This is a genomic window from Pseudomonas sp. SG20056 (assembly GCF_031764535.1).
In the GTDB taxonomy this organism is placed as follows: Bacteria; Pseudomonadota; Gammaproteobacteria; order Pseudomonadales; family Pseudomonadaceae; genus Aquipseudomonas.
Genome location: NZ_CP134499.1, coordinates 2,134,873 through 2,161,310, shown reverse-complemented (window position 1 = coordinate 2,161,310; position 26,438 = coordinate 2,134,873). Strand labels below are relative to the sequence as shown.

20 protein-coding genes are annotated in these 26,438 nt (G+C 60.8%); 11 read left to right on the top strand and 9 right to left on the bottom strand.

All coding sequences use genetic code 11. From position 1 onward, the window contains the following. Positions 1-81 precede the first annotated feature (81 nt). The 6 genes from RHP75_RS10350 (at position 82) to RHP75_RS10325 (ending at position 4,056) form a co-directional block, all read left to right on the top strand. The gene (locus RHP75_RS10350) at positions 82-273 is read left to right on the top strand and encodes a hypothetical protein (protein WP_269381016.1); all 192 of its coding nucleotides are present in this window, start codon (positions 82-84) and stop codon (positions 271-273) included. Between the two features lie 25 nt (positions 274-298). Next, the gene (locus RHP75_RS10345; protein WP_311091757.1) at positions 299-697 is read left to right on the top strand and encodes a cupin domain-containing protein; all 399 of its coding nucleotides are present in this window, start codon (positions 299-301) and stop codon (positions 695-697) included. Positions 698-723: 26 nt separating this feature from the next. Further along, positions 724-888 carry a hypothetical protein gene (locus RHP75_RS10340; protein ID WP_311091756.1) on the top strand — a complete coding sequence of 55 codons (165 nt, stop codon included), beginning with the start codon at positions 724-726 and terminating at the stop codon, positions 886-888. 73 nt (positions 889-961) lie between these two features. After that, positions 962-1,462: a disulfide bond formation protein B gene (locus tag RHP75_RS10335; RefSeq protein WP_311091755.1), complete on the top strand. Its 501-nt coding sequence runs from the start codon at positions 962-964 to the stop codon at positions 1,460-1,462. 318 nt (positions 1,463-1,780) lie between these two features. Next, positions 1,781-2,785 (top strand): TRAP transporter substrate-binding protein, encoded by a 1,005-nt coding sequence (locus RHP75_RS10330; RefSeq protein WP_311091754.1) that lies wholly within the window; start codon positions 1,781-1,783, stop codon positions 2,783-2,785. A 263-nt stretch (positions 2,786-3,048) separates the two neighbouring features. Beyond that, positions 3,049-4,056 carry a DctP family TRAP transporter solute-binding subunit gene (locus tag RHP75_RS10325; protein WP_311091753.1) on the top strand — a complete coding sequence of 336 codons (1,008 nt, stop codon included), beginning with the start codon at positions 3,049-3,051 and terminating at the stop codon, positions 4,054-4,056. A 60-nt stretch (positions 4,057-4,116) separates the two neighbouring features. On the opposite strand, the gene RHP75_RS10320 is transcribed toward RHP75_RS10325, so the two are convergent. The 9 genes from RHP75_RS10320 to RHP75_RS10280 all read right to left on the bottom strand — a co-directional run bounded on the left by RHP75_RS10320 (position 4,117) and on the right by RHP75_RS10280 (position 21,736). Then, entirely contained in the window at positions 4,117-5,556 is a 1,440-nt protein-coding gene (locus RHP75_RS10320; RefSeq protein WP_311091751.1) for an efflux transporter outer membrane subunit, read from the bottom strand. After that, entirely contained in the window at positions 5,553-8,660 is a 3,108-nt protein-coding gene (locus RHP75_RS10315) for an efflux RND transporter permease subunit (RefSeq protein ID WP_311091750.1), read from the bottom strand. Before RHP75_RS10315 ends, RHP75_RS10320 begins: the two co-directional genes overlap by 4 nt. After that, entirely contained in the window at positions 8,657-11,755 is a 3,099-nt protein-coding gene (locus tag RHP75_RS10310) for an MdtB/MuxB family multidrug efflux RND transporter permease subunit (protein WP_311091749.1), read from the bottom strand. Before RHP75_RS10310 ends, RHP75_RS10315 begins: the two co-directional genes overlap by 4 nt. Next, positions 11,752-12,978, bottom strand: coding sequence for an MdtA/MuxA family multidrug efflux RND transporter periplasmic adaptor subunit (locus RHP75_RS10305; protein WP_311091748.1), 1,227 nt, complete (start codon positions 12,976-12,978; stop codon positions 11,752-11,754). The genes RHP75_RS10310 and RHP75_RS10305 overlap by 4 nt, the downstream gene beginning before the upstream one ends. Positions 12,979-13,171: 193 nt before the next feature. Beyond that, positions 13,172-13,672, bottom strand: a complete 501-nt coding sequence (tpx, locus tag RHP75_RS10300; RefSeq protein ID WP_311091747.1) for a thiol peroxidase — start codon at positions 13,670-13,672, stop codon at positions 13,172-13,174. A 289-nt stretch (positions 13,673-13,961) separates the two neighbouring features. Then, entirely contained in the window at positions 13,962-15,305 is a 1,344-nt protein-coding gene (locus RHP75_RS10295; RefSeq protein WP_311091746.1) for a sodium:alanine symporter family protein, read from the bottom strand. A gap of 294 nt (positions 15,306-15,599) precedes the next feature. Next, positions 15,600-19,271: a translocation/assembly module TamB domain-containing protein gene (locus RHP75_RS10290; RefSeq protein ID WP_311091745.1), complete on the bottom strand. Its 3,672-nt coding sequence runs from the start codon at positions 19,269-19,271 to the stop codon at positions 15,600-15,602. Continuing rightward, positions 19,268-20,956 carry an autotransporter assembly complex protein TamA gene (locus RHP75_RS10285; RefSeq protein ID WP_409079732.1) on the bottom strand — a complete coding sequence of 563 codons (1,689 nt, stop codon included), beginning with the start codon at positions 20,954-20,956 and terminating at the stop codon, positions 19,268-19,270. Before RHP75_RS10285 ends, RHP75_RS10290 begins: the two co-directional genes overlap by 4 nt. A 138-nt stretch (positions 20,957-21,094) precedes the next feature. After that, on the bottom strand, positions 21,095-21,736 hold the full coding sequence (locus RHP75_RS10280) for a GNAT family N-acetyltransferase (RefSeq protein ID WP_311091743.1): 642 nt from the start codon (positions 21,734-21,736) through the stop codon (positions 21,095-21,097). Positions 21,737-21,879: 143 nt separating this feature from the next. Between RHP75_RS10280 and xthA the strand changes: the two genes are divergently transcribed. The 5 genes from xthA to RHP75_RS10255 all read left to right on the top strand — a co-directional run bounded on the left by xthA (position 21,880) and on the right by RHP75_RS10255 (position 26,398). Further along, positions 21,880-22,695 carry an exodeoxyribonuclease III gene (xthA, locus tag RHP75_RS10275; RefSeq protein ID WP_311091742.1) on the top strand — a complete coding sequence of 272 codons (816 nt, stop codon included), beginning with the start codon at positions 21,880-21,882 and terminating at the stop codon, positions 22,693-22,695. A 104-nt stretch (positions 22,696-22,799) separates the two neighbouring features. Beyond that, positions 22,800-24,182 carry a phosphate ABC transporter substrate-binding/OmpA family protein gene (locus RHP75_RS10270; RefSeq protein ID WP_311091741.1) on the top strand — a complete coding sequence of 461 codons (1,383 nt, stop codon included), beginning with the start codon at positions 22,800-22,802 and terminating at the stop codon, positions 24,180-24,182. 122 nt (positions 24,183-24,304) lie between these two features. After that, complete coding sequence (locus RHP75_RS10265) at positions 24,305-25,054, top strand: transporter substrate-binding domain-containing protein (protein ID WP_311091740.1); 750 nt, start codon at positions 24,305-24,307, stop codon at positions 25,052-25,054. A 164-nt stretch (positions 25,055-25,218) separates the two neighbouring features. Beyond that, a complete protein-coding gene (locus tag RHP75_RS10260) occupies positions 25,219-26,184 on the top strand; it encodes a TerC family protein (protein WP_409079731.1) in 966 nt (321 codons plus the stop codon). Between the two features lie 4 nt (positions 26,185-26,188). Continuing rightward, on the top strand, positions 26,189-26,398 hold the full coding sequence (locus RHP75_RS10255) for a hypothetical protein (protein ID WP_311091738.1): 210 nt from the start codon (positions 26,189-26,191) through the stop codon (positions 26,396-26,398). Positions 26,399-26,438 lie beyond the last annotated feature (40 nt).

Sequence of the window (26,438 nt, the reverse complement as noted above, 5' to 3'; positions counted from 1 at the left end):
CAGCTGATAAAGTGATGAGCATTGGCGCCTATTCGCGCCGAGATTCACCGTTCCAACTCACCCTCATTGAGCGCATGCACCGTGGAACAGAACCACCAAACACCACCTGCCAGTGACGCCGACGTACTGGCCTATATGCAGCGTCAGCTGCGCTCCGGCAGAGTTAAAACCAGCGTACTGGTGAGCTTGACGCAGAAGGAGTTTGCCGATGTCAGCCATGAGCGCATCGTGCAGTGCTTCAATCAGCTGGACTCTTCCCTACTTAAACGCTGAGCCTGGAAAAGACGAGGAGCACAGGATGAGCGCCGAGCAGCCCGAAAATATTCTGCACACTTACCTGCACGTGCAGGACGGCGGGAAAACCAAGCAGGTTGCCGTTTCCGAGCAGTTCTGGGGAGATCTGGTCAGCGGCGCCAGGCCTGAGCTGGATCAGGGCAGGTTGATGTCTGCCTTCAGTTTTTCGACAGACTGGCCCAGCTGGGAACGCCATCCGGCTGGTGAAGAGCTGGTCATGCTGCTCAGTGGCAGTGCAATGTTGCTGCTTGAAGAAGCAGACGGCGAGCGTGAGCAACTGCTTGATACGGTTGGCAGCTACATTCTGGTGCCACAGGGTGTGTGGCATACGGCCAGAACGACACAACCCACCACCTTGCTGTTTCTTACGCCTGGGGCCAGCACCGAGCATCGTCCTGTCTGACCTTCTTCGTCACCGGCGGCTTTCTCTTGGCCTATGCCTTGCGTGACCTCTATGGCGGGTCAATGGTCTTGTCCGATGGTTCGCAAAAAATGATCCTGAGCATCAATCTGGGCTTGTTTGCCTATTCGCTGGCGATCATCCTTGCGCTGCTGACCCTGTATCTGGATCGCTCAAACAGGTCTGCAACTTAACTCTGCGTCACGCATCAGATACGTCGGCACAGTCCTAACGTACCCAACGCGCCAGGCCCTTTCGGAGATTCAGATGTCCCGCGCCACCTCGCTTAAGCCCCTGCTCACCCTGATTACGCTCGCCTGTTTTGCCATGCTTGGCGGGGCCTTGCTGCTGCAGCATTTAGCCGGTTGGGAGCCCTGTACCCTGTGCATTCAGATTCGCCTCTGGCTGCTCTGTGCTGGCGTTGTCAGCCTGCTGATTCTGACGGTAGAAGCCCTCGGTCTGCGCTGGCTGACCTTGCCACTATGGCCTTTGCTGTTGGCCGCTGCGGGTATGGCGGTGTATGACAACACGCACCTGGTGCTGATCGAAACCGGTGTACTGGAAAGCTCCAGTTGTTCGCCCTTCCCGTTCTACGCGTTCTATCTGCCGTTGCATGACTGGCTGCCTAGCGTATTTATGAGCGCTGGCGTGTGCGGACAGAACGACTACAGCATTCTCGGGCTGTCGTTTACCCACTGGACCCTGCTCAGCGTCGCCCTTCTCTTGATCCTATGCCTGTTTGCTGCCAGGCGCGCCGTGCGCCGCTGATCCACCGGCAGCACTCCCCCCTGCAGGTGGCGGTAAAACGCCACCCTCGCCTCCAATAAGCGGTTATTTGCCGATTTTTAGACGCAAATGGCGACTTTTCGCCAGCCACTGTGCGCTCCATCACGGGCATTTCGCAGCTGTTACAGCCCTGCAGGCAAGTGACCACTCTGGCATAGGCATTGCGATATAGCCGGTGCACTGCGCACGGCTATCCATCGTGCTGCCGCGCTAACCTGACAGCCTGCACCAGCCAGCCTGCTGAAACTTATCCTGGCACGCCGTCAACACAACAACATAAGAACAATCAGGAACAACGCTATGTTCAAGTCGATCTGCGCTATCGCCGCTGGCAGCCTGCTGCTGGCGTCTACCACACTTCACGCGGCAACCGACAAGGGGCCAATCGTGATCAAGTTTGCCCATGTGGTTGCAGACAACACCCCCAAAGGCCAAGGGGCATTGCTGTTCAAGAAGCTGGCCGAGGAGCGTCTGGGCGACAAGGTAAAAGTTGAGGTCTACCCCAATTCCAGCCTGTACGGCGATGCCAACGAGCTCGACGCGTTGGCTAAAAACGAGGTGCAACTGCTGGCGCCGTCGTTGGCCAAGTTCGAGAAATACACCAAGCAATTGCAGGTGTTCGATCTGCCCTTCCTGTTCGATGATCTGGACGCCGTCAATCGCTTCCAGAAACGCGCCAAAGGCCGTCAATTGCTGCGTTCCATGGAAGACCACAACATCGTCGGCCTGGCCTATTGGCACAACGGTATGAAGCAGCTCTCAGCGACCAAAGCGCTACTGGTGCCGGGCGACGCGGCGGGTTTGAAGTTCCGCATCCAGCCGTCCTCTGTGCTTGAGGCGCAGTTCAACCAGCTCGGTGCAACGCCTGTGGTCATGCCGTTTGCCGAAGTCTTCGACGCGCTGAAAAGTGGCAAGGTCCAGGGCGCGGAAAACCCCTGGTCGAACATCTACAGCAAGCAACTGCACAGCGTTCAGCCGTTCATCACCGAGACCAACCACGGTGTACTCGACTACATGCTGGTGAGTAACCCACGCTTCTGGTACGCCATTCCGCACCAGATCCGCATGCAACTGGAAGGCATCATCGACGAAGTGACCTACGAGGTAAATCGCCAGGCCGAAGCCGCCAACCAGGCCGACCGCGACCGCATCGCCGCTGTCACCGGTACCCAGGTGATCGCCCTTGACGACGAACAACGCGACGCCTGGCGTAAAGCCATGCAGCCGGTATGGCAACAGTTCGAAGGCGTGATCGGGGCTGACGTGATGAAGGCTGCGCAAACGGTTAATCGCAACAAGCGTTAAGTACCTGCTCACGATTTCACGAGGCTTTTAACCCAGTAGGGCCAGCGCACAGCAGATCGTGAGCTGGCTCTAAGACGTGCGCCATCGCACTCCACGTCTGCACCAAGTGCAGTAACCTCCGCGCCGTTCTAACTAACCCCTTCTATCGCCTCTGGCTAATCACCCGGGGCGCTGGCAAAAAGCCGCTACGCTGACAGTGCGTATAGGGCCTGATGATCCCGATTATTCAAGACTGCTCGCCTGCCTCAACCAAGGACTCTCCTATGTTCAAGTCGATTGCTGCTATAGCCATTGGCACCCTGCTGTTCAGTGCATTCAACCTTTGCCACGCTCAAGAACAGGAACCCATCCTGATCAAATTTGCCCATGTCGCCGATGAGCATACACCCAAGGGTCAAGGTGCCTTGCTGTTCAAACAGCTGGTCGATCAACGCCTGGCAGGCAAGGTCAATGTCGAGGTTTACCCGACTTCCAGCCTATTTGGTGATGACAACGAATTGCAGGCCTTGGCCAACAACGAAGTGCAACTGTTAGCACCATCGCTGGCCAAGTTCGAGAAATACACCAAACAGTTGCAGGTATTCGACCTGCCCTTCCTGTTTGATGACCTGGAAGCCGTCACACGCTTCCAGAAGCGTGCCAAAGGCCGCCAATTGCTGCGTTCCATGGAAGCGCACAACATTATTGGCCTGGCGTATTGGCATAACGGTATGAAGCAGCTCTCGGCAACCAAAGCGTTGCAGGTGCCCAGTGATGCGGCAGGGTTGAAGTTCCGCATTCAACCCTCCAGCGTGCTGGAAGCGCAGTTCTATCAGATCGGTGCCGCGCCTTTGGCGATGCCTTTTGCCGAAGTCTTCGACGCGCTGCAAAGCGGCAAGGTACAAGGTACCGAGAATGCCTGGTCGAACATCTACACCAAGCAGCTGCATACCCTGCAGCCGTTTATCACCGAGACCAACCACGGCGCACTCGACTACATGCTGGTCAGCAACCAGCGCTTCTGGTTTTCCATTCCTCACCAGATTCGCAGCGAGCTGGAAGCCATCATCGATGAGGTGAGTTTCGCGGTGAACCGTCAATCCGAAGAGGCCAACCGTGCAGACCGTCAGCGTATTGAGGCGTCCGGCAGCAGCCAGATCATCACCCTCACTGACGAACAACGCGCTGCCTGGCGTACCGCCATGCAACCGGTTTGGCAGCAATTTGAGGCTGAGATCGGTGCAGACATACTCAAAGCTGCGCAAACGGTAAATCGCAAATCCCGCGACTAATCCTTCCCCTAAGTCTCAAGCGTCAATACAGCGGTTATCCGTACTGACGCTTGAGTTCACTTAGCGGTCTGCTTGCTCCGGCACCTCTAACTCCCCCTGCCAACCACCGCCCAGCGCCGCGATCAGCTGCACGCTGGCGGTCAGACGATTGCCCAGCAAGCTGAGGGTGCTGCGTTCATTGTTCAGCGCCGTGGCCTGCACACTGACCACGCTGTTGAAGTCCACCGTGCCGGCACGGTATTGGTTTTCGATCAGGCGTAGGGATTCGCGGGCGGCATCCAGCGCTTCCTGCTGGATCACGGCTTCCTGTTGAAGCACACGCAGTTGCACCAGGTAATCCTCCACCTCGCGGAAGCTGTCGAGTACCGATTGGCGGTATTGCGCCACGGTCTGGTCGTAGGCCGCTTCGCTGCGTTCCAGCTCGGCGCTGCGCGCGCCGCCATCGAACAGGGTCAGCGCCAACTGCGGGCCGAGCGACCAGAACCGGTTGGGCAGATCGATCCAGTCGGCAAAGCTGCTGCCACGGTAGCCGCCGCTGGCGGAAATGGTCAGGTCCGGGTACCAGGCGGCTTCGGCGACGCCGATCTCAGCGTTGGCTGCAATCATCCGGCGCTCGGCGGCGGCGACATCCGGACGACGCTCCAGCAGTTGCGAAGGCAGCGCCACGGGAATTTCCGGCAGCGTCGGCAGTTGTTCACGCACAACAATATTCAGTTCGCTTGGCGGCACGCCGATCAGTACGGCAATCGCATGCTCCAGCTGCGCACGCTGCCATTTCAGGTCGATGGCCTGAGCCTGGGTGCTTTTCAACTGGGTCAGCGCCTGGCTGACATCGGATTTCGGCACGATGCCGGCGTTGTACTGATTTTCCGTGAGTTTCAGCGACCGGGCGTAGGCGGCGACGGTGGCATCGAGCAGGCGCTGCTGATCATCCAGCACGCGCAGTTGCAGGTAGTTCTGCACCAGTTCCGCCTGCAGGCTGAGTTTTAGCGCGGCGAGATCCGCTGCGCTGGCCTCGAAGCCGGCGCGGCTGGACTCCAGCGAGCGGCGCAGTTTGCCCCAGATATCCAGCTCCCAGGTGGCATTCAGGCTCAGGTCATAGCTCTTGCTGACGCCGCTGGTACTGCTGTTGGTATTGGTGGTGCCGCTGCCCTGACTGCTGCGGGTAGCAACGGCGCTGCTCGACAGACTTGGATAAAACGCCGCTCGCGCGCCGCGCACCAACGCACGGGCCTGGCGGTACTGCGCTTCGCTGGCGGCCAGGTTCTGGTTGGAGACATTCAGCCGCTCGACCAGGGCATTCAGCTCGCTGTCGCCATACAACTGCCACCAGTTGCCGCGCTCCAGCACATCGCCGGGCGTGGCCTGGGTCCAGCCCTCAATCTGTTTGAACTGCGCCGGGGTGGTTAACTCTGGGCGCTGGTAATCCGGGCCGATGGCGCAGGCGCTTAGGGCCAGGCTTAGCGCCAACAAAGTAGGTAAGGCAATTAGAGCTTTCATAACGGGGTTTCCAGAGCAGCGTCAGTGCGCACACCGCGCCAGCGGTTGACCCGGTGGCGCAGGCGGTCGAAGTACAGGTAGATCACCGGCGTGGTGTAGAGGGTCAGCAGTTGGCTCAATACCAGCCCGCCGACAATGGTGATGCCAAGCGGCTGGCGCATTTCCGCGCCTTCGGCGCTGCTCAGCATCAGCGGCAATGCGCCGAGAATCGCCGCCAGGGTGGTCATCATGATCGGGCGGAAACGCAGCAGACATGCCTGGCGGATTGACTCATGCGGGCTCAAATGCTGCTGGCGTTCCAGCTGCAGGGCCAGGTCGATCATCAGAATCGCGTTCTTTTTGACGATGCCGATCAGCAGGAATAGCCCCAACAATGAAATCAGGCTGAACTCGATGCTCATCAATTGCAGCGCGAGCAATGCGCCGACGCCGGCCGATGGCAAGGTGGAGAGAATAGTCAGCGGGTGGATATAGCTCTCGTACAGCACGCCGAGGACGATATACACCACCACCAGGGCCATCAGGATCATCCACGGCTGGTTCTGCTGGGTTTTCTGGAAGGCGCCGCCGGTGCCGCCGAGCATGCCCTGCACTTCAGTCGGTAACCCGACTCGGGCAACAGCGTTGTTGATCGCCGCGCTGGCCTGCTCCAGGCTGACGCCTTCGGCCAGGGCAAAGCCAATGTTTTCTGCGGCGAACTGGCCCTGGTGGTGCACGCGGTCTTCTTCCAGGCTGCGCTCCCAGCGGGCGAAGCTGGACAGCGGTACCCGCGCGCCCTCGGCGGTGATCAGCTGTATCTGATCAAGGGTTTCCGGGTACTGGGCGAACTGCGGATTGATCTCCATGACCACGCTGTACTGATTCAGGCTGTCGTAGATGGTCGACACCTGGCGTTGGCTAAAGGCGTTGTTGAGCACTGCGGTGATCATGTTCATGTCCACGCCCAGGCGTTTGGCCATGTCGCGATCGACTACCAGACGGATCTGCTGGGTGCCTTCGGCCTCCTTGGCGTCGATATCGGTGAGTTCCGGTAACGCTCGCAGCGCTTCGCGCACCGGCGGCAGCCACTTGCGCAGTTCGTCGAGATCGCCGGATAGCAGCATGTACTCGTTTTCCGAGCTGCGCCCTTCCCGCCCGCCGATCTGCAGGTCCTGATCGGGCATCAGGAACATCCGCCCGCCCGGCACTTTTGGCACCGACTGGCGCAGGCGGTTGATCACCGCCTGCGCGGCGACCTTGCGCTCAGTAATCGGCTTCAAGCGCACAATCATAAAGGCGTTGTTGATGCCGCCACCGCCGCCAATAAACCCGGCAACGCTTTCCACTGCAGGATCGGCTAGCACGGCACGGCGATAAATCTCCATTTTCGGCTGCATCACCTGGAATGACAGGCCGTCATCGCCGCGAATAAAGCCGATCAATTGGCCAGTGTCCTGCTGCGGCATAAAGGTTTTCGGCACGCTGACAAACAGAAAGATATTCAGCGCGATGGTCGCCAGCAGGCTAAACAGCATCAGCAAGGAATGCTTCAGCGCCCAGTCCAAACCACGCGCGTAAAACGCCAGCACACGTGTCTGTACGGCCCCGCCCCAACGCTGCATGGCGCTGGGCTGGTGCTCGGCGGTTTCGGCCTTGAGCCAGCGCGCACAGAGCATCGGCGTCAGCGTCAGCGACACCAGCAGGGAGATCACGATGGCCACGACCAGGGTGATGGAAAACTCGCGGAACAGGCGCTCGACGATACCGCCCATAAACAGGATCGAGATAAACACTGCGACCAGCGACAGGTTCATTGCCAGCAGGGTGAAGCCCACCTCGCGCGCGCCCTTGAACGCCGCCGTCATCGGCGTTTCGCCGGCCTCGATATGTCGCGAGATGTTTTCCAGCACGACGATGGCGTCGTCCACCACCAGGCCGGTGGCGATGATCAGCGCCATCAGCGACAGGTTGTTCAGGGAGAAATCCAACAGGTACATCACCGCAAAGGTGCCGACCAGCGATACCGGCACAGCCAGCGCCGGTATCAGTGCCGCGCGCCAGCGGCCGAGAAAAGCGAACACCACCAGAATCACCAGCACCACGGCGATCAGCAGGGTCTGCTCGGCCTCGTGCAGGGTGGCGCGAATCACCGGCGAGCGGTCCATCGCCACTTGCAGGTCGATACTGGCGGGAATCACCGCACGCAAGGCCGGTAACTGCTCACGAATACCGGCAATAGTTTCGATGATATTGGCCCCGGTCTGGCGGTTGATCACCAGCAATACGGCCTGTTCATCGTTGAAGAAGCCGCTGTTGTAGCGATCCTCGACGCCATCGGTCACGGTCGCGACATCACCCAGGCGCACCGCCGCGCCATCCTGATAGCGAATGATCAGCGGCAGGTAATCGGCGGCTTTTTCCAGCTGATCGCTGGCCTGCACCTGCCAGTGCCGCTCAGCATCTTCAACGGCGCCTTTCGGCCGCTTGGCGTTGGCGGCGCTGATGCTCTGGCGCACTTCATCCAGGGCGATGCCGTACTGATCGAGCAAGCGTGGCTCCAACGCCACACGCACGGCGGGCAAGGAGCTGCCGCCGATCTGCACTTCGCCGACGCCGGTGACCTGGGCGAGCTTCTGCGCCAGGATGGTCGAGGCCACGTCGTACAGCTGGCCCTTGTTGAGCACGTCACTGGTCAGCGACAGCACCATGATCGGCGCCTGCGACGGGTTGACCTTGGCGTAGGTGGGCATGCTGCGCATGCCGCTGGGCAGCAGCTCGCGCGAGGCATTGATCGCCGCCTGCACTTCACGGGCGGCGGCGTTGATATCACGGTCCAGATCGAACTGGATCATGATCCGCGTGTTGCCCTGGCTGCTGCGGCTGTTCATCTGGCTGATGCCGGCGATGGTGCCGAGCGAGCGCTCCAGCGGCGTGGCCACGCTGGAGGCCATGATCTGCGGGCTGGCGCCCGGCAGGCTGGCCTGCACGGTAATCGTCGGGAAATCCATCTGCGGCAGCGGCGCCACCGGCAGCAGACCAAAGCTGACGCCGCCGAGCAGCAGAATCGCCAGGCTTAGCAGCAAGGTCGCCACCGGCCGGCGGATAAAGGGCGCAGAGAGGTTCATCGGCTGACCACAAGCCCGGCCGCGCTACGGCCACTGATGCGCCGCGAAAGGCGATCGAAGTACAGGTAAATCACCGGTGTGGTGAACAGCGTGAGGATCTGGCTCAGCAGCAATCCACCGACCATCACCAGACCCAACGGTTGGCGCAGCTCGGCGCCGGAGCCGCTGGCCAGCATCAGTGGAATCGCGCCAAACAGCGCGGCCAGGGTGGTCATCAGAATCGGCCGGAAACGCAGCAGCGCCGCCTGATAAATCGCTGCTTCCGGCAGCATGCCCTGGTTGCGTTCGGCGTCGAGGGCGAAGTCGATCATCATGATGGCGTTCTTCTTGACGATGCCAATCAGCAAGATGATGCCGATGATCGCAATCAACCCCAGCTCGTTACCGCTGAGCAGCAACGCCAGCAGCGCGCCCACACCGGCCGAGGGCAAGGTGGAGAGAATGGTGATCGGATGGATATAGCTCTCGTAGAGCACGCCGAGCACGATATACATGGTGACGATGGCCGCCAGAATCAGCAGCAAGGTGCTCGACAAGGAGGCGCGGAAGGCTTCTGCCGCGCCCTGGAAACGCGTCTGCACCGCCGGCGGAATACCGATCTTCTGTTCGACACGCTCGATCACTGCAACCGCCTCGCCCAGGGATACGCCGCTGGCCAGGTTGAATGACAGGGTGGCGGCCGGGAATTGACCGATATGGTTAATCAATAGGCTGGCGGCGCGCTCCTCGACCTGAGCCAGGGTCGACAGCGCGACCTGCTGGCCGTCGGCGGCCTTGACGTGAATCTGCCGCAGCGCGGCCGGGCCGATGCTGCCGGCATTCTCGCTTTCCAGTACCACGCGGTACTGGCTGGCCTGGGTGTAGATGGTGGAAATCTGCCGCTGGCCAAAGGCGTCGTACAGGGCGTTGTCGATATCGGCGATGCTCACGCCAAGGCGCCCGGCCATGTCGCGGTCGATCTGCAGAAACACCTGCAGCCCACGGTTCTGCAGGTCGCTGGCCACATCGGTCAGCTCCGGTTGCTCGCGCAGCGCACTGACCAGCTTGGGCACCCATTCTTCCAGCAGGCTGATATCCGGCGATTCCAGGCTGAACTGGAACTGCGTGCGGCTGACCCGATCCTCGATGGACAGGTCCTGCACCGGTTGCAGATACAGCTCGATTCCGGGAATCCGTGCCAATTCCGGGCGCAACCGTTCGATAATCTGGCTCGCGCTGACATCGCGTTCGGCCCGTGGCGTCAGGTTGATCAGCAGGCGGCCGCTGTTCAGCGTCGGGTTGTCGCCATCCACGCCGATATAGGACGACAGGCTGGCCACGGCCGGGTCCTGCAGAATCACCTCGGCCAAGCGCTGCTGACGCTCGCTCATGGCGCGGAAGGAAATCGACTGCGGCGCCTCGGAAATACCCTGAATCACCCCGGTGTCCTGCACCGGGAAGAAGCCCTTGGGCACCGCCAGGTACAACACCACGGTCAGCGCCAGGGTGCCGATGGCCACCAGCAGGGTCAGCGGCTGATGCTTGAGAACCCAGGTCAACCACACGCCGTAACGGGCGATCATGCCGTCGATCACTGCCCCAGCGGCGCGGTAGAAACGCCCTTCTGCTTCGGGCTTTTCCACCTTGAGCAGGCGTGCGCACATCATCGGCGTCAGGGTCAGCGACACCACCAGGGAAATCAGAATCGCCACCGCCAGGGTGATGGCAAATTCGCGGAACAGCCGCCCCACCACATCGGCCATAAACAGCAGCGGAATCAGCACGGCAATCAAGGAAATGGTCAGCGACACCAGGGTAAATCCGATCTGCCTGGCGCCTTTGAGCGCCGCATTCAGCGGCGTTTCACCCTCTTCCAGGTGGCGGGCGATGTTCTCCAGCATGACGATGGCATCGTCCACCACAAAGCCGGTGGCGATGGTCAGCGCCATCAGCGTCAGGTTGTTGATGGTAAAACCGGCCAGGTACATCACGCCAAAGGTGCCGATCAACGACAGCGGCACGACGATGGACGGGATGATGGTCGCCGACACCTTGCGCAAAAACAGGAAGGTCACCAGCACCACCAGGGCAATGGCCAGCAGCAGCTCATGCTGCACGCCCTTGACCGCTGCGCGGATGGTTTCGGTGCGGTCGGTCAGCACGCTGACCTCGACGCTGGCCGGCAGACCCTGGGTCAGATTGGGCAGCAGCGTCTGAATACTGTCGACCACATCAATCACGTTGGCTCCGGGCTGGCGCTGCACATTGACCAGCACCGCTTCGCTGCGGTTGGCCCAGGCCGCCAGACGCTGGTTTTCCGCACCATCGATAATTTCGGCAACATCTTTCAGGCGCAGCGTGGCGCCGTCCTTATAGCCGAGGATCAGCTCGCGGTACTCGTCAACCGACTTCAGCTGGTCATTGGCATCCAGTTGCGACACCCGGGTCGGGCCGTCAAAGTTGCCTTTGGGCTGGTTGACGTTGCTGGCGGTGATCAGCGTGCGCACATCGCTGAGGTTCAAACCATAGGAAGCCAGCGCCTCTGGATTAACCCGCAAACGTACGGCCGGACGTTGACCGCCAGCCAGGGTGACCAGACCAACACCGCTGGTTTGCGCGAGCTTCTGCGCCAGGCGGGTATCGACGAGATCGAACACCTGCGGCAGCGGCATGGTTTTCGAGCTGATGGCCAGCGTCAGTACCGGGGTATCGGCGGGGTTGACCTTGTTGTACACCGGCGGTGCCGGCAGATCATTGGGCAGCAGATTGCTTGCGCCATTGATCGCCGCCTGCACTTCCTGCTCGGCGACATCCAGCTTCACCTCCAGGTTAAAGCGCAGGGTAATTACTGATGCGCCACCGGAGCTGGTCGAGGACATTTGTTTCAGCCCGGCCATCTGCCCGAACTGGCGCTCCAGCGGCGCGGTAACCGCACTGGTCATCACGTCCGGGCTGGCGCCGGGATAGAGGGTCATTACCCGAATGGTCGGGTAATCCACTTCCGGCAGCGCCGAGACGGGCAGCAATCGGTAGGCAATCAGGCCACTCAGGAAGATCGCCAACATGATCAGCGTGGTAGCGACCGGGCGCAGGATAAACAGGCGGGAGGCGTTCATTGGGCGCGCGGTGCTCGTTTGCCTTCAGGCGTGGCCGGCGCGCTCTGGGCGGCGACCGGTGTGTCGCCAATCACCTCAACCTTGTTGCCGGAGCGCAAACGGTCAGTGCCTTCCAGCACCAGGCGATCACCTGCTTTGAGGCCCTGCTCGACCACGCTGAGCTGGCCGTTGCTTGCGCCAACGCTGATCGGCGTCAGCTGCACCTTGTCCTCAGCATCCACCACATAGGCAAAGGTGCCGCTGGCGCCGAACTGCAGCGCGGCCGCCGGCATCAGGGTGACGTTCTGCAAGGTTTTCACGCGCAGACGCACGTTGACGAACTGGTTGGGAAAGAGCATTTCCTCGGCGTTGGCGAAACGCGCCTTGAGCTTGACCGTGCCGGTGGCGGTGTCGATCAGGTTGTCGACGCTCTCCAGTTCGCCTTCAGCCAGTTTGAGTTTTTCACTGCGATCCCAGGCTTCGACCACGAGGGTTTCCCCTGCACGCAGTTGCTGCACCACCGCCGGCAGATCGGCTTCAGGCAGGGTAAACATCACGGCGATGGGCAGGGTCTGGGTAATCACCACCAGCGGCAGCGTATCGCCACTGCTGACCAGATTGCCGACATCGGCCTGACGGATGCCTAAGCGACCGGTAATAGGCGCGCGAATCTGGGTGAAATCGAGGTTCAGTCGCGCGGTGGCAACATCCGCCTGCAGGCTCCTGAGGCTGCCGCGGAATTGATTGACCAGCGCTTCCTGGGTATCGAGGGTCTGTTTGGCAATCGAGTCTTCGGCATACAGACCGCGGTAGCGCGCCAAGTCCAGCTCGGCATTACGCAGCTGCGCCTGGTGTTCCTGCAGCGCGCCCTGGGCTTGCTGCAAGGCGATTTCATAAGAGCGCGGGTCGATCACCGCGAGCAGATCGCCTGCCTTGACCTGCTGACCATCCTTGAACAGCAGCTTGACCAGCTCACCCTCAACCCGGCCGCGAACATTCACCGTGTTATAGGCCGTGACGGTACCCAGGGCCTTGAGCTCAACCGGGAAGTCGCCCTGGCTGACAGTCGCCACGCGCACCGGCACCGGCCCGCCATCACGCCAAGGGCCGCCACGTTGTGGCGCTTCCGGCGGGCTGGGCCAGAACCACCACAGCAGTACGGCGAGAACAGCCAGCGCGAGTGAGCCGAGCAGCCATTGGTGCGACAGGTTGCGAGGACGGGTGGTGAACTGTGTATCAGGCATGGCGACGATCACTTCCTTGGGGAGCGTGAACGATATGCAGTATCAGCAGGCCTGCAAAGCCTCTTTACCCCCTATTTACCTTTTCCTTACGTAACTAAATGTCTGATCCACAAATGAAAAGTGCTTGTCATAAAAACCTGCACCCAAAAAAACGGCCTGCAAAGCAGGCCGTTGGACAAGCATTTAGCGGGTGTTACTTGAGCACGGCAATCGCAGCTGCGTAGTTCGGCTCGTCAGCGATTTCGCCGACCAGCTCGCTGTGCAGCACCTTGTCGTGTTCATCCAGCACCACTACCGCGCGGGCAGCAACACCCACCAGCGGGCCGCTGGCAATGGCCACGCCGTAGTTCTGCAGGAAGTCAGCGCCACGCATGGTCGACAGGTTGATCACGTTTTCCAGACCTTCGGTACCGCAGAAACGCGCCTGGGCAAACGGCAGATCGGTGGAAATGCACAGCACCACGGTGTTGGCCAGTTTGCTCGCTTCGGCGTTGAAGGTACGCACGGAGGTGGCGCAGGTCGGGGTGTCGACGCTTGGGAAAATGTTCAGGACTTTGCGCTTGCCGGCCAGGCTGGCCAGGCTCACATCGCTCAGATCACCGGCAACCAGGCTAAACGCCGGCGCTTGCTGACCAATCTGCGGCAGTTGACCGGTGACTTCAACCGGGGAACCTTTGAGGGTGACTTGTGCCATGGGAACGATCCTTATCAACGAAATTGGAGAGGGCTAACAAGTAAGGGCGCGAACCCGCCAAATGGCAAGCCCGCGCCCTCTTGAAGCAGGCCGTTGAAAAAACGTAGGCGAGGCAGGCAAGACAAGGCAAAAACAGGCGAGGAAGCGGAGTTTACGGGGTTGTAAATGAGCATTCCGAGCCTGTTTTTAACGCGGTATTGCCAACGCAGGTAGTTTTTCAACGGTTTGCCAGGGTGGGCAAGCATAGCTGACCATGGAGTCAGACTACCCTGCCCGCCCAGGCGACACATCAATTTTTTGCGAAGTGATCCTTGGTCAGCTTGACCACGATCGGGCTGAGCAACAGCAGCGACAGCAGGTTAGGAATCGCCATCAGACCGTTGAGGGTATCGGCCACCAACCAGGCGAAGTCCAGCTGAGCAATCGCACCAAACGGCACGGCCACTACCCAGAGAATGCGGAATGGCAGGATCGACTTGGTGCCGACCATATATTCCCAGCACTTCTCACCGAAGTAGCTCCAACCGAGGATGGTGGTAAAGGCAAACACCACCAGGGCCAACGTCAGGATATAACCGCCGACACCAGGCATCGCCTGTTCAAAGGCTGCCGCCGACAGTGCTGCGCCGCTGGCACCGCTGGTCCACACGCCAGAGGTGATGATAGCCAGGCCGGTCATCGAGCAGATGATGATGGTGTCGATAAAGGTCCCGAGCATGCCGATCATCCCCGAACGTACCGGACTGTTGGTGGTGCCGGCCGCCTGAGCGATACCTGCAGTACCCAGACCTGCTTCGTTGGAGAAAATACCGCGCGCCACACCGAAGCGAATCGCCGCCATCACCGCCGCACCGGCAAAACCACCGGTAGCAGCAATCGGGGTGAAGGCGTAGGTGAAGATCATTTCAAAGGCTTTCGGGATTTCCGCGGCATTGACCACCAGCACCACCATGGCGGCGATGATGTAGGCCACACACATGAATGGCACCAGGGTCGCTGCGACCTTACCGATGCGCTTGATGCCGCCGAGGATCACCAGGCCGACAATCACCATGGTCACCACACCGGTAACCCACAGCGGAATGTTGAAGGTGGTTTGCAGGGCCGCAGCCATGCTGTTGACCTGCACCATGTTGCCGATACCGAAACCGGCAAAACCGCCGAAGATGGCGAACGCGGTGCCCAGCCACAGCCACTTCTTGCCCAGGCCGTTTTTGATTGCGTACATCGGACCGCCGACGTGCTCGCCGCGCTCGTCCTTCTCGCGGTAATGCACCGCCAGCACCACTTCGCAGTATTTGGTGGCCATACCGACCAGTGCGGTACACCACATCCAGAACAATGCACCCGGGCCGCCGAGGAAAATCGCGGTGGCCACACCGGCGATATTGCCGGTACCAACTGTGGCGGCCAGGCAGGTCATCAGCGCCTGGAAAGGGCTGATCTCACCGCTCTCGGCATCGCCTTTCTGGCGGCCTTGCCACATCAGTTTGAAGCCTGCGCCGATCTTGCTCAGCGGCATGAATTTCAGGCGCAACATGAGGAACAGACCAGTGCCGAGAATCAGCACCAGCATGGGCGGGCCCCAGACCACGCCATTGAGTTGATTGACCAGGGTGTTGACGAATTCCATGCTCATTTCCTTATTCTTGTAGTGAACGCGAGGTGGGTAGCCTTCGCTTGTCCGATTGCCGGGTAGGCCGTGCTGTTACGCAGAACGCGAGCCGGGTTGGCGCGCCTGCAAACAACGGATCGGGCTATACCAGTCAGCACAACGACTGCCCGGTGATCAGCGGCGGTCAGTATATGAAGACTGTGATAGTGGTTTTCACTGTTTAGATTTCAACGCTCAGACGTTTTGAGCGAGGGGCGCAATTTAAACGCGAATTAACTGGGTTAATCCAGCGCCGGCCCGCAGAAACATGGCCTAGAAATCGCGCCGATAGAATAAATCCAGAGAACTGGCCAACCCGCTGGCAGCCTCAAGGTAGAGCCTGCGGCTCAGTTCATAGCGCAAGGCAATGGTATTCGCCGGCTCAAACACCCCCACGCCATAGCGCAGGCTCAGACGCTCGGAGAGGTTGCCGCTGGCCACCACGCTGGTGGTTACCCCAGAGCCCTGGGTGTCGAGCTGAAAGTCACTGATACCCAGGCCCTGCGCTAGGTTATTGACCAGCGGCGCACTGCCGGCCATGCCCAGGGCCAGCGCGGCTTGCGCCAACATGCTGTTGTCCCCACCACCGCCCTGCCCCAGCGGCCGCCCCATGATCAGGTACGAGAGCGCCTGTTCCTGGCTCATCGCCGGCTCGGAAAACACTTCGCTGGTCGGTTGCGCGGCATTGCCGCTCAGGCGCAAACCAGCGGTGACATCATCCACCTGACGCACCGCCTCGATATCGAGAAACGGCTGATCAATCGGCCCGGCGAACAGCAGGCGCGCGCGGCGCACATTCAGGCGCTGACCATAGGCACGGAAGCGCCCCTTGTTCAGGCTCAGTTCGCCGCGGGTGTCCAGATCATTGCCTATATGCACGCGGCCAAACAGTTCGGCGTCCAGGCCAAAACCGCTGAAGGTCAGGCGCTGCTGGCCGACCTCAACATCAATATCCATGGCAATCGCCGTGGCCTGCTGCTGCGCGCTGTCGCGGCCAACCACCTGGGCATCGCTGGAAACCTGCACGGTCGAGGGCGGCAGCTCGCGCACTTCAATCTTGCCGCTGGGGATCAGCACCTTGCCAGCCACGGACAGCTGCTCATCACGCAGACTCACGCGCAAATCCGGTTCGACTTCCAGCGCGGCGTAAGGCTCCACCGTGACCGGCAGGCGGCTGCCACGCAGCTGCATATCCGCCACCAACCCATTGGCCCAGCTCAGCTCGCCATTCAGGCTGCCCTGCCCTTGCTCGCCGCTGCGCCAATCGCCCTCCAGCAGCAGCCGTTCGCCCTCGATCTGCGCCTGCAGTTGCAGCTGCTCGATATCCATCGGCAGCTCGCCACCGGCTACTTCGCCATTAACCACGCGCAGGTTGCCGTTGACCTGCGGTGCCAACAGCCCGCCCGACAGCGTGCCAGCGCCATTCAATTGCCCGGCGATACGCTCGACCATCGGCACAAACGGGCGAGTCAGCGCCAGGTCCAGGCCATTTAGGCGGAAGCTACCGGACAGCGGCTTGCTCGCCGGGCGCGGGTCAAGCTGAGCCTGCAGGGATAGTTCACCAATGGCCGGGCCACGCAGCTCCAGCAGGCTATCGATACGCTGCGGGCGTAATTGCGTACTCAGGCGCAGGCTGTCGTAGGCAAACTCCAGCCACTGCTGCTGATCGCGAATGCGCCAGATACCGCTGCCGGCATCCAGCTCCAGGCTGCCATTCGGCCCGCTGGCCGGCAGATCCAGCTGCAGTCGGCCATTGAGCTGCCCCTGCCAGGCAAAGTCCTTGGGCCACCACTGCGCCAGGCTGTCCATGGGGAAGTTGCTCAGCTGATAGTCGAGTTTGGGCTGCGGCAACAGACGCTGCTCCGTACCACACAGGCTGGCACTACCCGAGCGCCAGCACTGCGCGCCCAAACTAAGCTGCCCATTGGCCAGCCGCACCAGCGTGGCTGGCTGTTGCAGGCGCCAGTCCTGCCCGCCACTTTGCACTTCGCCACGGTTCAGGCTGCCGCGCCAGTTGCCCTTGTCCAGCTTGCCGGCCAGGGCCAGTTGGCTTTGCAACAGGGGGCCTTGCAGTTGCAGTTCAAGGCTTTGCTGCTGCTGATTACCGGCGGCTGTGACGTCTAAGCGCCCCAGCTCGGTTTCGCCCAGCTGAATGCCCTGCGCATCCAGGGTTAGCCGGCCACGTTGGGCGCTGTTCAGGCTGGCGTCGAGTTTGAGCTGTTGCAGGCGCTGGTCGTCAAAAGCTAGGCGCTGACCTTGCAGCTGCAACTGACCCTGGGGTGCTTGCAGGTTGCCGGCCAGATCCAGCTGACCATTGAGCTGCCCTTGCAGTCCCGGCCAAAGCTGGCCCAGTCGCGGCATCGCCAGCAATAACTGGCCGCTCAGTTGTTGCTGCAAGGCGGCCTTGCCGCTGATGCGGTTATCACCCAGGCGGATATCCAGAGCACTCAGCTCGCCCTGCTCCAGGCCGCCGGCAAACTTCGCCAGCAACTTGGCCGGCTGACCACGTAAACGGCCAGTGAGGTCGATATCGGCGCTCAGCTTGAGCTGCTGATTGATCAGGCTGCCGGAGCTATTCAACGGCCCGGCCAGCGTGCCAGGCAGTTCGGCCAACCAGTAGGCCGGATCAAGCTGACTCAACTGCAGGCGCACATCCCAGCTCAGCTGCTCGGCAAAACCCAAGCTGACCTGGCCTTCGGCGCGGCCCTGTCCGGCTTGCAGGCGCAGCTCAGGCAGATACAGCTTCTGTAGATCGCCACTCAGCGGACTCTGCAGGCTAAAGGCACCAGCCGGGCCATCCAGTTCGGCGGCGAAATGCCCGAGGTAATTGCCATCCTGATAGGCCAGCTCACCATTGAGCACCCGTAACGCCACGGGCGCTGGTTCCTCCAGCGGATAGAGGCGCTGCCAGGGGAAGTTCTGCCAGTTGAAGCGGCTGTCCAGGCTCAGGCCCTGCTGCCAGTTCAACTCGCCGCTTACCTGTACCTGCTGCTCAGGTTCGGCGGTGAGGCTGAGGCTGCTGATGGTCGCGCCGTCCGCCTTAAGCAGCCCCGCCAACGCCAGAGCAATCGGCCCCTCGGCTGCTGGCAGGCTGGCACTGCCGGTGACATGGTAGCCATCCTGCAGATCGCCTTGGGCATTTAGCTCAACCTTCTCAAGATTCAACGTGTCGGGCAGTTCGGCGCTGGCCTTAAAGGCGGCGACCTGCAAACGCAGTTGCGCCGGCATAAGTTCAGCCAGCGGCTGCAACCAGCCCGTCAGTTCACCTTGCAGATAGCCGCTGCTACTGGCTGTCAGTTGCACCCGCTCGCGCAGTTCACCCTTGAGCTGCAGCGCCACCGGCCAGGCCTGCTGCTCGGGCGCCGGCAATAGCAGCTGTCCGTTCAGTTGCAGCGGCCAGTTGCCGGAGGTTTGCAGCTGGCCCTGCAACGCCACCTGCAGATCGGCGTTATGCAAGCTGAGGTTATCGATCTGAATGCCCTGCGCAGTCCAGCGCGCGGCCAACTGCAGGCCTTGCAACTGTTCGACGCCATTGAGCTGCAGGCTGTCGATACGCACCTGGCCCAGATGCAACGTCAGCGGCAGGCTCAGCTCCGGCAGACTGAACGGCTCGCTGCTGGGCTGCTCATCGTCAGGGAACACCAGGCTGATCGGCCCGCTGTGCAGTTGCTCGATACACAGGGTCAGGCGCAGCAAGCAGGCTGGCGACCAATCCAGGCGAGGCGCCATTACCTGCACGCTATTCTCGCCTTGCTGCCAGCGCAGCTGTGTCGCGCTCCAGCTACCGCCCAGGCGGCCATTGAAATCGTCCACCTGCAAGCCCGGCACCTGCGTCAATAACCAGCGGCTGCCGCCCTGGGTGCCCAGCAGCAGACTCAGGCTGATAGTCAGCACAAGCAGCAGGCCCAGCAGACTGAACAGCAGATTACGTAGCCCGCGCTTCACAGTTCCGGCCCCATGGAGAAATGCAGGCGCACACCGCCCTGATCATCCAGCGGATGTGCCAGATCCAGGCGTAACGGCCCCAGTGGCGACACCCAGCGCACGCCAACGCCCACCGCGCTTTTTAGCGACGGAATCTCCAGCGAGTCAAAGGTATTGCCTTGATCGAAGAAGCTCGCCAGGCGCCAGCGTTCGGTCAGGCTGTATTGGTATTCCAGGCTGCTGGTAAATAGGTAGCGCCCGCCGATCTTGTCGCCGGCACGGTTCTCCGGTGACAGGCTCTGGTAGTCATAGCCGCGCACGCTCTGATCGCCACCGGCAAAGAAGCGCAGCGACGGCGGCACGTTGGCAAAACCGTCGGACTCAGTGCCGCCCACCTGCACACGACCGAGCAGCCGGTGCCGGGTAAATAAAGTGGTCAGCCCTTTAAGCTGGATATTGCCGTGCAGCACATTGGCATCAGACAACAGCCCCTTGGCCGCGCCGGACAGATCGAACTGCAGACGGTAGCCGTGGTTGGGGTCGATCTGGTTGTCACTCTGCAGGTAGGAATAACTCAGGCCCGGCATCAGCAGCGTACTGGTGCCGGCATCATCGCCGAGGTCGTACTCCTCGTGCTGCCACTTCAGTGACAGCACGCGCTGCCAGCCGCTGTCGAGTTTGCTGTGCCATTCCGGGCCGACGGTCAGCAGGCGACTGCTGCTGTCGGTATTGGCCAGGTCTTCGGCCTGGTAACCGCCAGCCACGCGCAATTTGTCGGTCAGCGGCGGATCGAGCGGTACGTCGTACCACAGGCCGACATTCTGCCGCGGCGCCGACAGCTCAAGCTCCGCGCCATAGCTATGGCCCTGCGGGTTGGCCCAGTGCCTCGTCCAGTTGGCACGGCCACGCGGTCCGACATCGGTGGAAAAGCCTAACCCGAGGCCCATGCTGCGTGGCTTGCGCGCCTGCAATTGAACCTGCACAGGAATCTGCTCGGCGGCGGCGCTGCTCGGATTGGCATCCACCTGCACCAATTCGAAATAGCCGCTGGAGCGCAGCGCCTGATAAAGCTCGGCAATCAGCGTCGAGTCATAGGGCGTATTGGCCGGGAACGGCACCATGCGCTGCAGCAATTGCTCATCGAAGGGCGCATCACCGGCAAAACTCACTTCACCGAGTTGGTAACGCGGCCCGCTGAGATAGATCAACTCGACATCGGCAACCCCGGCCTCGGGGTCGATTGTGAGTTTTTGACGACTAAAGCGCCCGGCGAAGAAGCCATAACGCGAAGCCTGATTCTGAATTTCGCGTTTCGCGGCGTCGTACTGACCGTGGTTAAGCTGCGCCCCGCTGCGCAATTGCGGGTCATTGGGCGTGCGAAAGGCGCGCATTTGCGCCGCTGGCCCTTCGACGCGCACCACCACATTACGCAAACGCACCGGTTCACCCGGCTTAATACGCACGGTCAGGCGCGGTGTTGCGCCCTCGCTGACTTCAGTAGTGATCTGCGCCTGGTAGTAGCCAAGAGCCTGGGCGGCTTTCTCGGCCTGGTTTTCGGCGACCCGACGATAGCGTTGCAAGGCCTCGGCATCGCGCTCGCCCAGACTGCCGATATAGCCCTCGATATTGCTTTTCAGCGCGCTGTTGGCCGGCTCAACCCGCACACGCAGCTGTGCTTCGGCCAGGGCCGTAGCACTCAGCAGCATAAGAAACAGCGCGGTGAAAAGGTGAGAGGAAACAGGCATGACGGCGATGCTAGCACGAGCTCAGGGCCGACTTAGAGCCGCAGTGCGGGCAAATAGTTGCGACTCGATGTGTCGACAGACACACCGAGCAGGCCGTTTTCAGGCACTGGCCTTGATTGCCAGTTGCGGACTGGGATGGAAAAACACGTGCTCGATAATCGGGCCGATGGCCACCTCGCCGATTTCCTCGTAACCCTGGCGTTTATAGAACTCCAGGTAATGTCCATTGCCCGTATCCAGCACCACCCCCTGGGAGCTGGCGTCTTCGGCGCACCAGTTGTGCAGCGCTTCAAGCAGTTGTTCGCCGAGGTGCTTACCCTGGTATTCCGGGTGAATGCCCAGCAGCGGCAACACGTGGTACGGCCCTGGCGGCAGGCAGGCGATCACGGCGTCGTGGTATTCCAAGTAGCGCTTGGTGCAACGAAAACCGGTGGTCAGCAGCATACGCATACGCCAGCCCCAGCTTTCGGTGATGTCCATGCGCCGCTGTGGCGGTGCGATCAGCGCCATACCGATCAGACGATCGTCGATTAGTAAACCGATGGCGGGCAGGTCTTCGGCAAAGTGCTGTTGTACCAGCTCGCGCACCGTAGCGCGCACGCGTTGGTCATAGCCTGGCCGCTCGGCTTCAAACAGGTAGGCAAAGGTAGGGTCGTGACGATAGGCGTGATAAAGCAGCGAGCGTGCTTCGCGGGCATAGCCACCATCGAGCATACGTACTTCGGCGAGACTGTTGGGCATCTGCTTGACCTCTGTTGTTCTTGATTTACTGGGCCTGCAGCCACGTTAGCACCGCGCACCCAGCGCCGCCACAGGCTGGCCGGCAGGGCCGCTAATCGGCTAGCATCGCGGGCTTTCCAGAGCCACAGCCAGGACTGCCGCCCATGAAGATCGTCTCCTTCAATATCAACGGCCTGCGTGCACGCCCGCATCAACTGGCCGCATTGATCGAGAAACACCAGCCGGATGTTATCGGCCTGCAGGAAACCAAGGTTGCCGACGAGCAGTTCCCCGAGGCGGATATCCGTCAGCTCGGCTACCACGTGCATTACCACGGCCAGAAAGGCCATTACGGCGTTGCCCTGCTCTCGCGCCAGGAACCCTTGAGCCTGCACAAGGGTTTTCCCGGTGATACCGAGGACGCGCAACGGCGCTTTATCTACGGCACCTTTGCCGATGCCCAGGGCAACCCGGTGACGGTGATGAACGGCTACTTCCCGCAAGGTGAAAGCCGCGACCACCCAACCAAGTTCCCGGCCAAGCAACGTTTCTATGCCGACCTGCAGCAACTGCTGCTCAATCAGTTCAGCCCCGAGCAGGCGCTGGTGGTGATGGGTGATATCAATATCTCGCCAGAAGATTGCGACATCGGCATTGGTGAACCTAATCGTCTGCGCTGGCTGAAAACCGGCAAATGCAGCTTTCTGCCAGAAGAGCGCGAGTGGCTGGCCACCCTGAAGAACTGGGGCCTGGTTGACAGCTTCCGCCATCTCAACCCCACAGTGAATGACCGTTTCAGCTGGTTCGATTACCGCAGCCGCGGCTTCGAAGACGAACCCAAGCGTGGCCTGCGCATCGACGTGATTCTCGCCTCCCAGGCGTTGCAGGCGCGGATCAAGGACGCCGGCGTCGACTACGACCTGCGCGGTATGGAAAAGCCATCGGACCACGCGCCCATCTGGCTGGAATTGGCGCAGTAGGCCTGCGATAGAGCCTCCACATAGATAAGTGACTGTCATATTGCAGTCACTTTTTTGTCTTATCGTCGCGGCACTTTCACTCACCCATATAAGGTGTTTGCCGCATGTTGCGCGCCTCCTCTGCCTTCGAACGTGATACCTGGATTCGTACTGTCAGCTTTTTGCTGCTTGGCTCCATTTGCTACGCCCTGCCCTGGTCGGTATTCGCCGCCTTACCCATCCCCAGCGATAACAGCAGCGTGTTGCGTATCCAAGGCTCCAACACCATTGGTGCACGACTCGGCCCCGCGCTGGTCAAGGGGCTAATGGAAGAACAGGGATTGAGCGCCATCCGCATCGAGGCCGGCGCTGCGGAAAACGAGCAGAAGATCATTGGTAAAACCACCGATGGCCGTAGCGTCAGCATTGAAGTGGCGGCCCACGGTTCGGGCACCGGTTTTACTTCGTTGGCCGATGGCAGCGCCGAACTGGCTGCCTCGTCCCGGCCGATCAAGGATAGCGAAGCCACCAGTTTACTAAGCCTGGGCGACCTAAAAAGCGCCAGTGCCGAGCAGATCATCGCCCTTGACGGCCTGGCCATCATTCTGCACCCGAGCAACCCACTGGCCGCGCTGAACACCGCGCAGCTGGCGCAGATATTCGCCGGGGAAATCAGTAACTGGGCGCAACTCGGTGCCCCGGCCGGCGCCATCACCCTGTACGCCCGTGATGACAAGTCCGGCACCTTCGACACCTTCAAGGAGCTGGTACTCAGTGCCAACGGCAAAGCCCTGGCCGCCAACGCCAAACGCTTCGAGTCCAGCGAAAAGCTCTCCGACTCGGTCAGCCAGGATCCTAACGGCATCGGTTTTATCGGCCTGCCCTACATCCGCCAGGCCAAGGCCGTGGCGATTGCCGCCGGCGACTCGCAACCGATGCTGCCGAGCCTGACCCTGATCGCCACCGAGGATTACCCGCTGTCGCGCCGGCTGTTTCTGTATAACCAGCCGGAGCTGAGTAACCCTTGGGGCCGTGCACTGGTGCAGTTCGCTCACAGTACCCGTGGCCAGGCGATTGTCGACCAGAGTGGGTTTATCGCGCAGACCGTGCAGGCAGTGAAAATCCCCGCCAACGCGCAAATGCCGGCGAACTACCAGGCTCTGGCGCAGAACGCCCAGCGCTTGTCAGTGAACTTCCGCTTTCAGGAAGGTAGCGCCAATCTCGACAACAAGGCCTTACGCGACCTCAACCGGCTGATGGCCTACCTACGCGAGCAAGACAAGCTGCGCGACAAGGTGGTGCTGGTGGGCTTCGGTGATGCTAAGGCGGACACCGCCCGCGCCGAGCTGCTATCAAAACTGCGGGCTATGGCCGTGCGCCGTGAGCTGAACAAGGGCGGCGTAATCTTCCGCGACATCATTGGTATGGGCGATGAACTGCCGGTAGCCGCTAACAGCGGCGATGACGGACGGATCAAGAACCGCCGGGTGGAAGTCTGGGTGTACTAAGCCTGCAAACAACTCCACAGAAAACCCGGCGTTGTTTGCAGCAATTGCTGCATCAAGCAATGATTAACAACGCCGAGTGGCTAAGCTGAACAGACTTTCTCGCCTCAACCTGAGGTTCTGCCATGCCCGCTACACCTCTGCGGTTGATCCTGCTACTAGCCCTGCTGGTCCTACAAACCGCCCAGGCTGAGATGTTCCGGGTGTTTGGCGCACACGATGGCTTCCCCAAGTACTTTGAGGAGGATGGCGAGGCCAAGGGCATTGTCGTAGACATCAGTAAACACTGCCTGAACCAGATGCAGGTGCCCTATCAGATTCAGCTATTGCCATGGAAACGTGCCTATACCATGGCCGAACGCAGCGAAGGCGGCGTGATTGGCTTGTCGATCAGTGATGAGCGCCTGGCCCTGTTCGACTTTTCCGAACCGATTTTCACCGAACATATCGTGCTGGTGGTGCAGAAAGGCCGCGAGTTTGCCTACCAGAACATCACCGACCTGAAAGACAAGCTGATCGGCACGACCATCGGCACCAGCTATGGCACTGCGTATGACGAAGCCGTGGCCAACGGCAACATGACCATTGTCGGTTTCAACGACACTCGCAGTGGCCTGGGCATGCTGCAGCGTGGTCGCATCGATGCGATCCTGCTCGGTTCCAGCGTCGATATTCGCAGGCTCGCCCAGAGCTGGCCTGGCTTGCAACCCGATGCTTTCACCACCTTACCGGTGCCGTTCAAGAGCGACAGCAAGCACATGGGCATCGCCAAATCGCTGAAGATGGGCTGGTTCCTGGAGCAGTTCAATCAGTGCCTGAAGAAGGGCCACGACACGGGCATTTTTGCCCCAATCATCTACCAGTACAGCAACTAATCCCCCGCTCCGGCGCTTGCCGAACTTGCCAGCAAGGCCTATTGCTTAATCAGCGTGACGCCGGGCCCCTCTGGCGGTGAGCCTTCACCGTGATGTCGGAGTCACTGAGTTGAGTCTCAACTTAGGCAGACAAGCGAGGTGGCTCCGTGGATAGCCTGGCAAGCATGCTCACCACTCCATTATTCGGCACCCCAAGCTGGTTCTGGCTGGCCTTTCTGCTGATCATCCTCGGTTTGCTGATACTCGACCTCGGCGTGCTGCACCGCGATCAGCATGAAATCGAGATGCGCGAAAGCCTGCTGCTGTACAGCGGCTACTTCAGCGTTGGCGTGGCCTTTGGCGGCTGGATCTGGTGGCAGCTGGGCGCCACCAAGGCGCTGGAGTTCTACACCGGCTTTCTGGTCGAGCAATCACTGTCGATGGACAACGTGTTCGTTATGGCGGTGATTCTCAACTTCTTCGCCATCCCTCGGCGTTACCAGCACCGCGTGTTGTTCTGGGGCATTCTCGGGGTGATCGTGCTGCGCGCAACGATGATTGGCCTGGGCACGGCGCTGGTGCAGAGCTTCGAGTGGGTGCTGTACCTGTTCGGTGCGTTTCTGCTGTTTACCGGCGTGCGCATGCTCTCAGCCAAGGAAGAACAGCACCCCGACCTCAGCCAGAACCGCCTGCTGCAGTTCCTACGCAGGCATATTCGAGTAACGGAGGATATGCACGGCGGGCGTTTCCTGGTGCGTCAGCCGGATAGAACGTCGGGCAAGCACCTGCTGCATGCCACGCCGCTGCTGCTGGCGCTGGTACTGATCGAACTGGCTGACCTGGTGTTTGCCGTGGACAGCGTGCCGGCGGTGCTGGCCATCTCCCAGGACCCGTTTATCGTCTACACCTCGAACATCTTTGCGATTCTTGGCCTGCGCGCGCTGTACTTTGCCCTGGCGGCGCTGATGCACCGCTTTATCTACCTGAAGTACGCCCTGGCGCTGGTGCTGATGTTTATCGGCGGCAAGATCTTTCTCCACGATATCGTCAAGGTGCCCGCCCTGCTCTCGCTGTGCATGACACTCGGCTTGTTGGCGGGCGGAGTGATACTGTCGCTACTGAAGACCCGCGCCCCCAGACAGGAGCCTTGATCGTTTGAGTTCACCGAGCATTGTTATCGAGCCGCTGGTGCAGCGCGGCAAGCTGCGTTGGCAAGTGCGTATGGGCCGCCGCAGCCTGATCTTTCATCAAGAACAAGCCGCCCGTGCCTTCGCGGCGCAGCTGCATATGCGCCTGCTCTGGCTGCAACAGCATGCCAACCCGGATGATGAAGTTGCCCCACCAGGGACACCGCATTCGCCATAGCGCACAAGGCCCACAATTGCGGGCCTTGTGCTTTTCCCAG

Coding starts and splice junctions, on each gene's coding strand:
- RHP75_RS10345 (WP_311091757.1), top strand. CDS start 299: ATGAGCGCCGAGCAGCCCGAAAATATTCTGCACACTTACCTGCACGTG.
- RHP75_RS10335 (WP_311091755.1), top strand. CDS start 962: ATGTCCCGCGCCACCTCGCTTAAGCCCCTGCTCACCCTGATTACGCTC.
- RHP75_RS10330 (WP_311091754.1), top strand. CDS start 1,781: ATGTTCAAGTCGATCTGCGCTATCGCCGCTGGCAGCCTGCTGCTGGCG.
- RHP75_RS10325 (WP_311091753.1), top strand. CDS start 3,049: ATGTTCAAGTCGATTGCTGCTATAGCCATTGGCACCCTGCTGTTCAGT.
- RHP75_RS10320 (WP_311091751.1), bottom strand. CDS start 5,556: ATGAAAGCTCTAATTGCCTTACCTACTTTGTTGGCGCTAAGCCTGGCC.
- RHP75_RS10315 (WP_311091750.1), bottom strand. CDS start 8,660: ATGAACCTCTCTGCGCCCTTTATCCGCCGGCCGGTGGCGACCTTGCTG.
- RHP75_RS10310 (WP_311091749.1), bottom strand. CDS start 11,755: ATGAACGCCTCCCGCCTGTTTATCCTGCGCCCGGTCGCTACCACGCTG.
- RHP75_RS10305 (WP_311091748.1), bottom strand. CDS start 12,978: ATGCCTGATACACAGTTCACCACCCGTCCTCGCAACCTGTCGCACCAA.
- tpx (WP_311091747.1), bottom strand. CDS start 13,672: ATGGCACAAGTCACCCTCAAAGGTTCCCCGGTTGAAGTCACCGGTCAA.
- RHP75_RS10295 (WP_311091746.1), bottom strand. CDS start 15,305: ATGGAATTCGTCAACACCCTGGTCAATCAACTCAATGGCGTGGTCTGG.
- RHP75_RS10285 (WP_409079732.1), bottom strand. CDS start 20,956: ATGCTGCTGAGTGCTACGGCCCTGGCCGAAGCACAGCTGCGTGTGCGG.
- RHP75_RS10280 (WP_311091743.1), bottom strand. CDS start 21,736: ATGCCCAACAGTCTCGCCGAAGTACGTATGCTCGATGGTGGCTATGCC.
- xthA (WP_311091742.1), top strand. CDS start 21,880: ATGAAGATCGTCTCCTTCAATATCAACGGCCTGCGTGCACGCCCGCAT.
- RHP75_RS10270 (WP_311091741.1), top strand. CDS start 22,800: ATGTTGCGCGCCTCCTCTGCCTTCGAACGTGATACCTGGATTCGTACT.
- RHP75_RS10265 (WP_311091740.1), top strand. CDS start 24,305: ATGCCCGCTACACCTCTGCGGTTGATCCTGCTACTAGCCCTGCTGGTC.
- RHP75_RS10260 (WP_409079731.1), top strand. CDS start 25,219: ATGCTCACCACTCCATTATTCGGCACCCCAAGCTGGTTCTGGCTGGCC.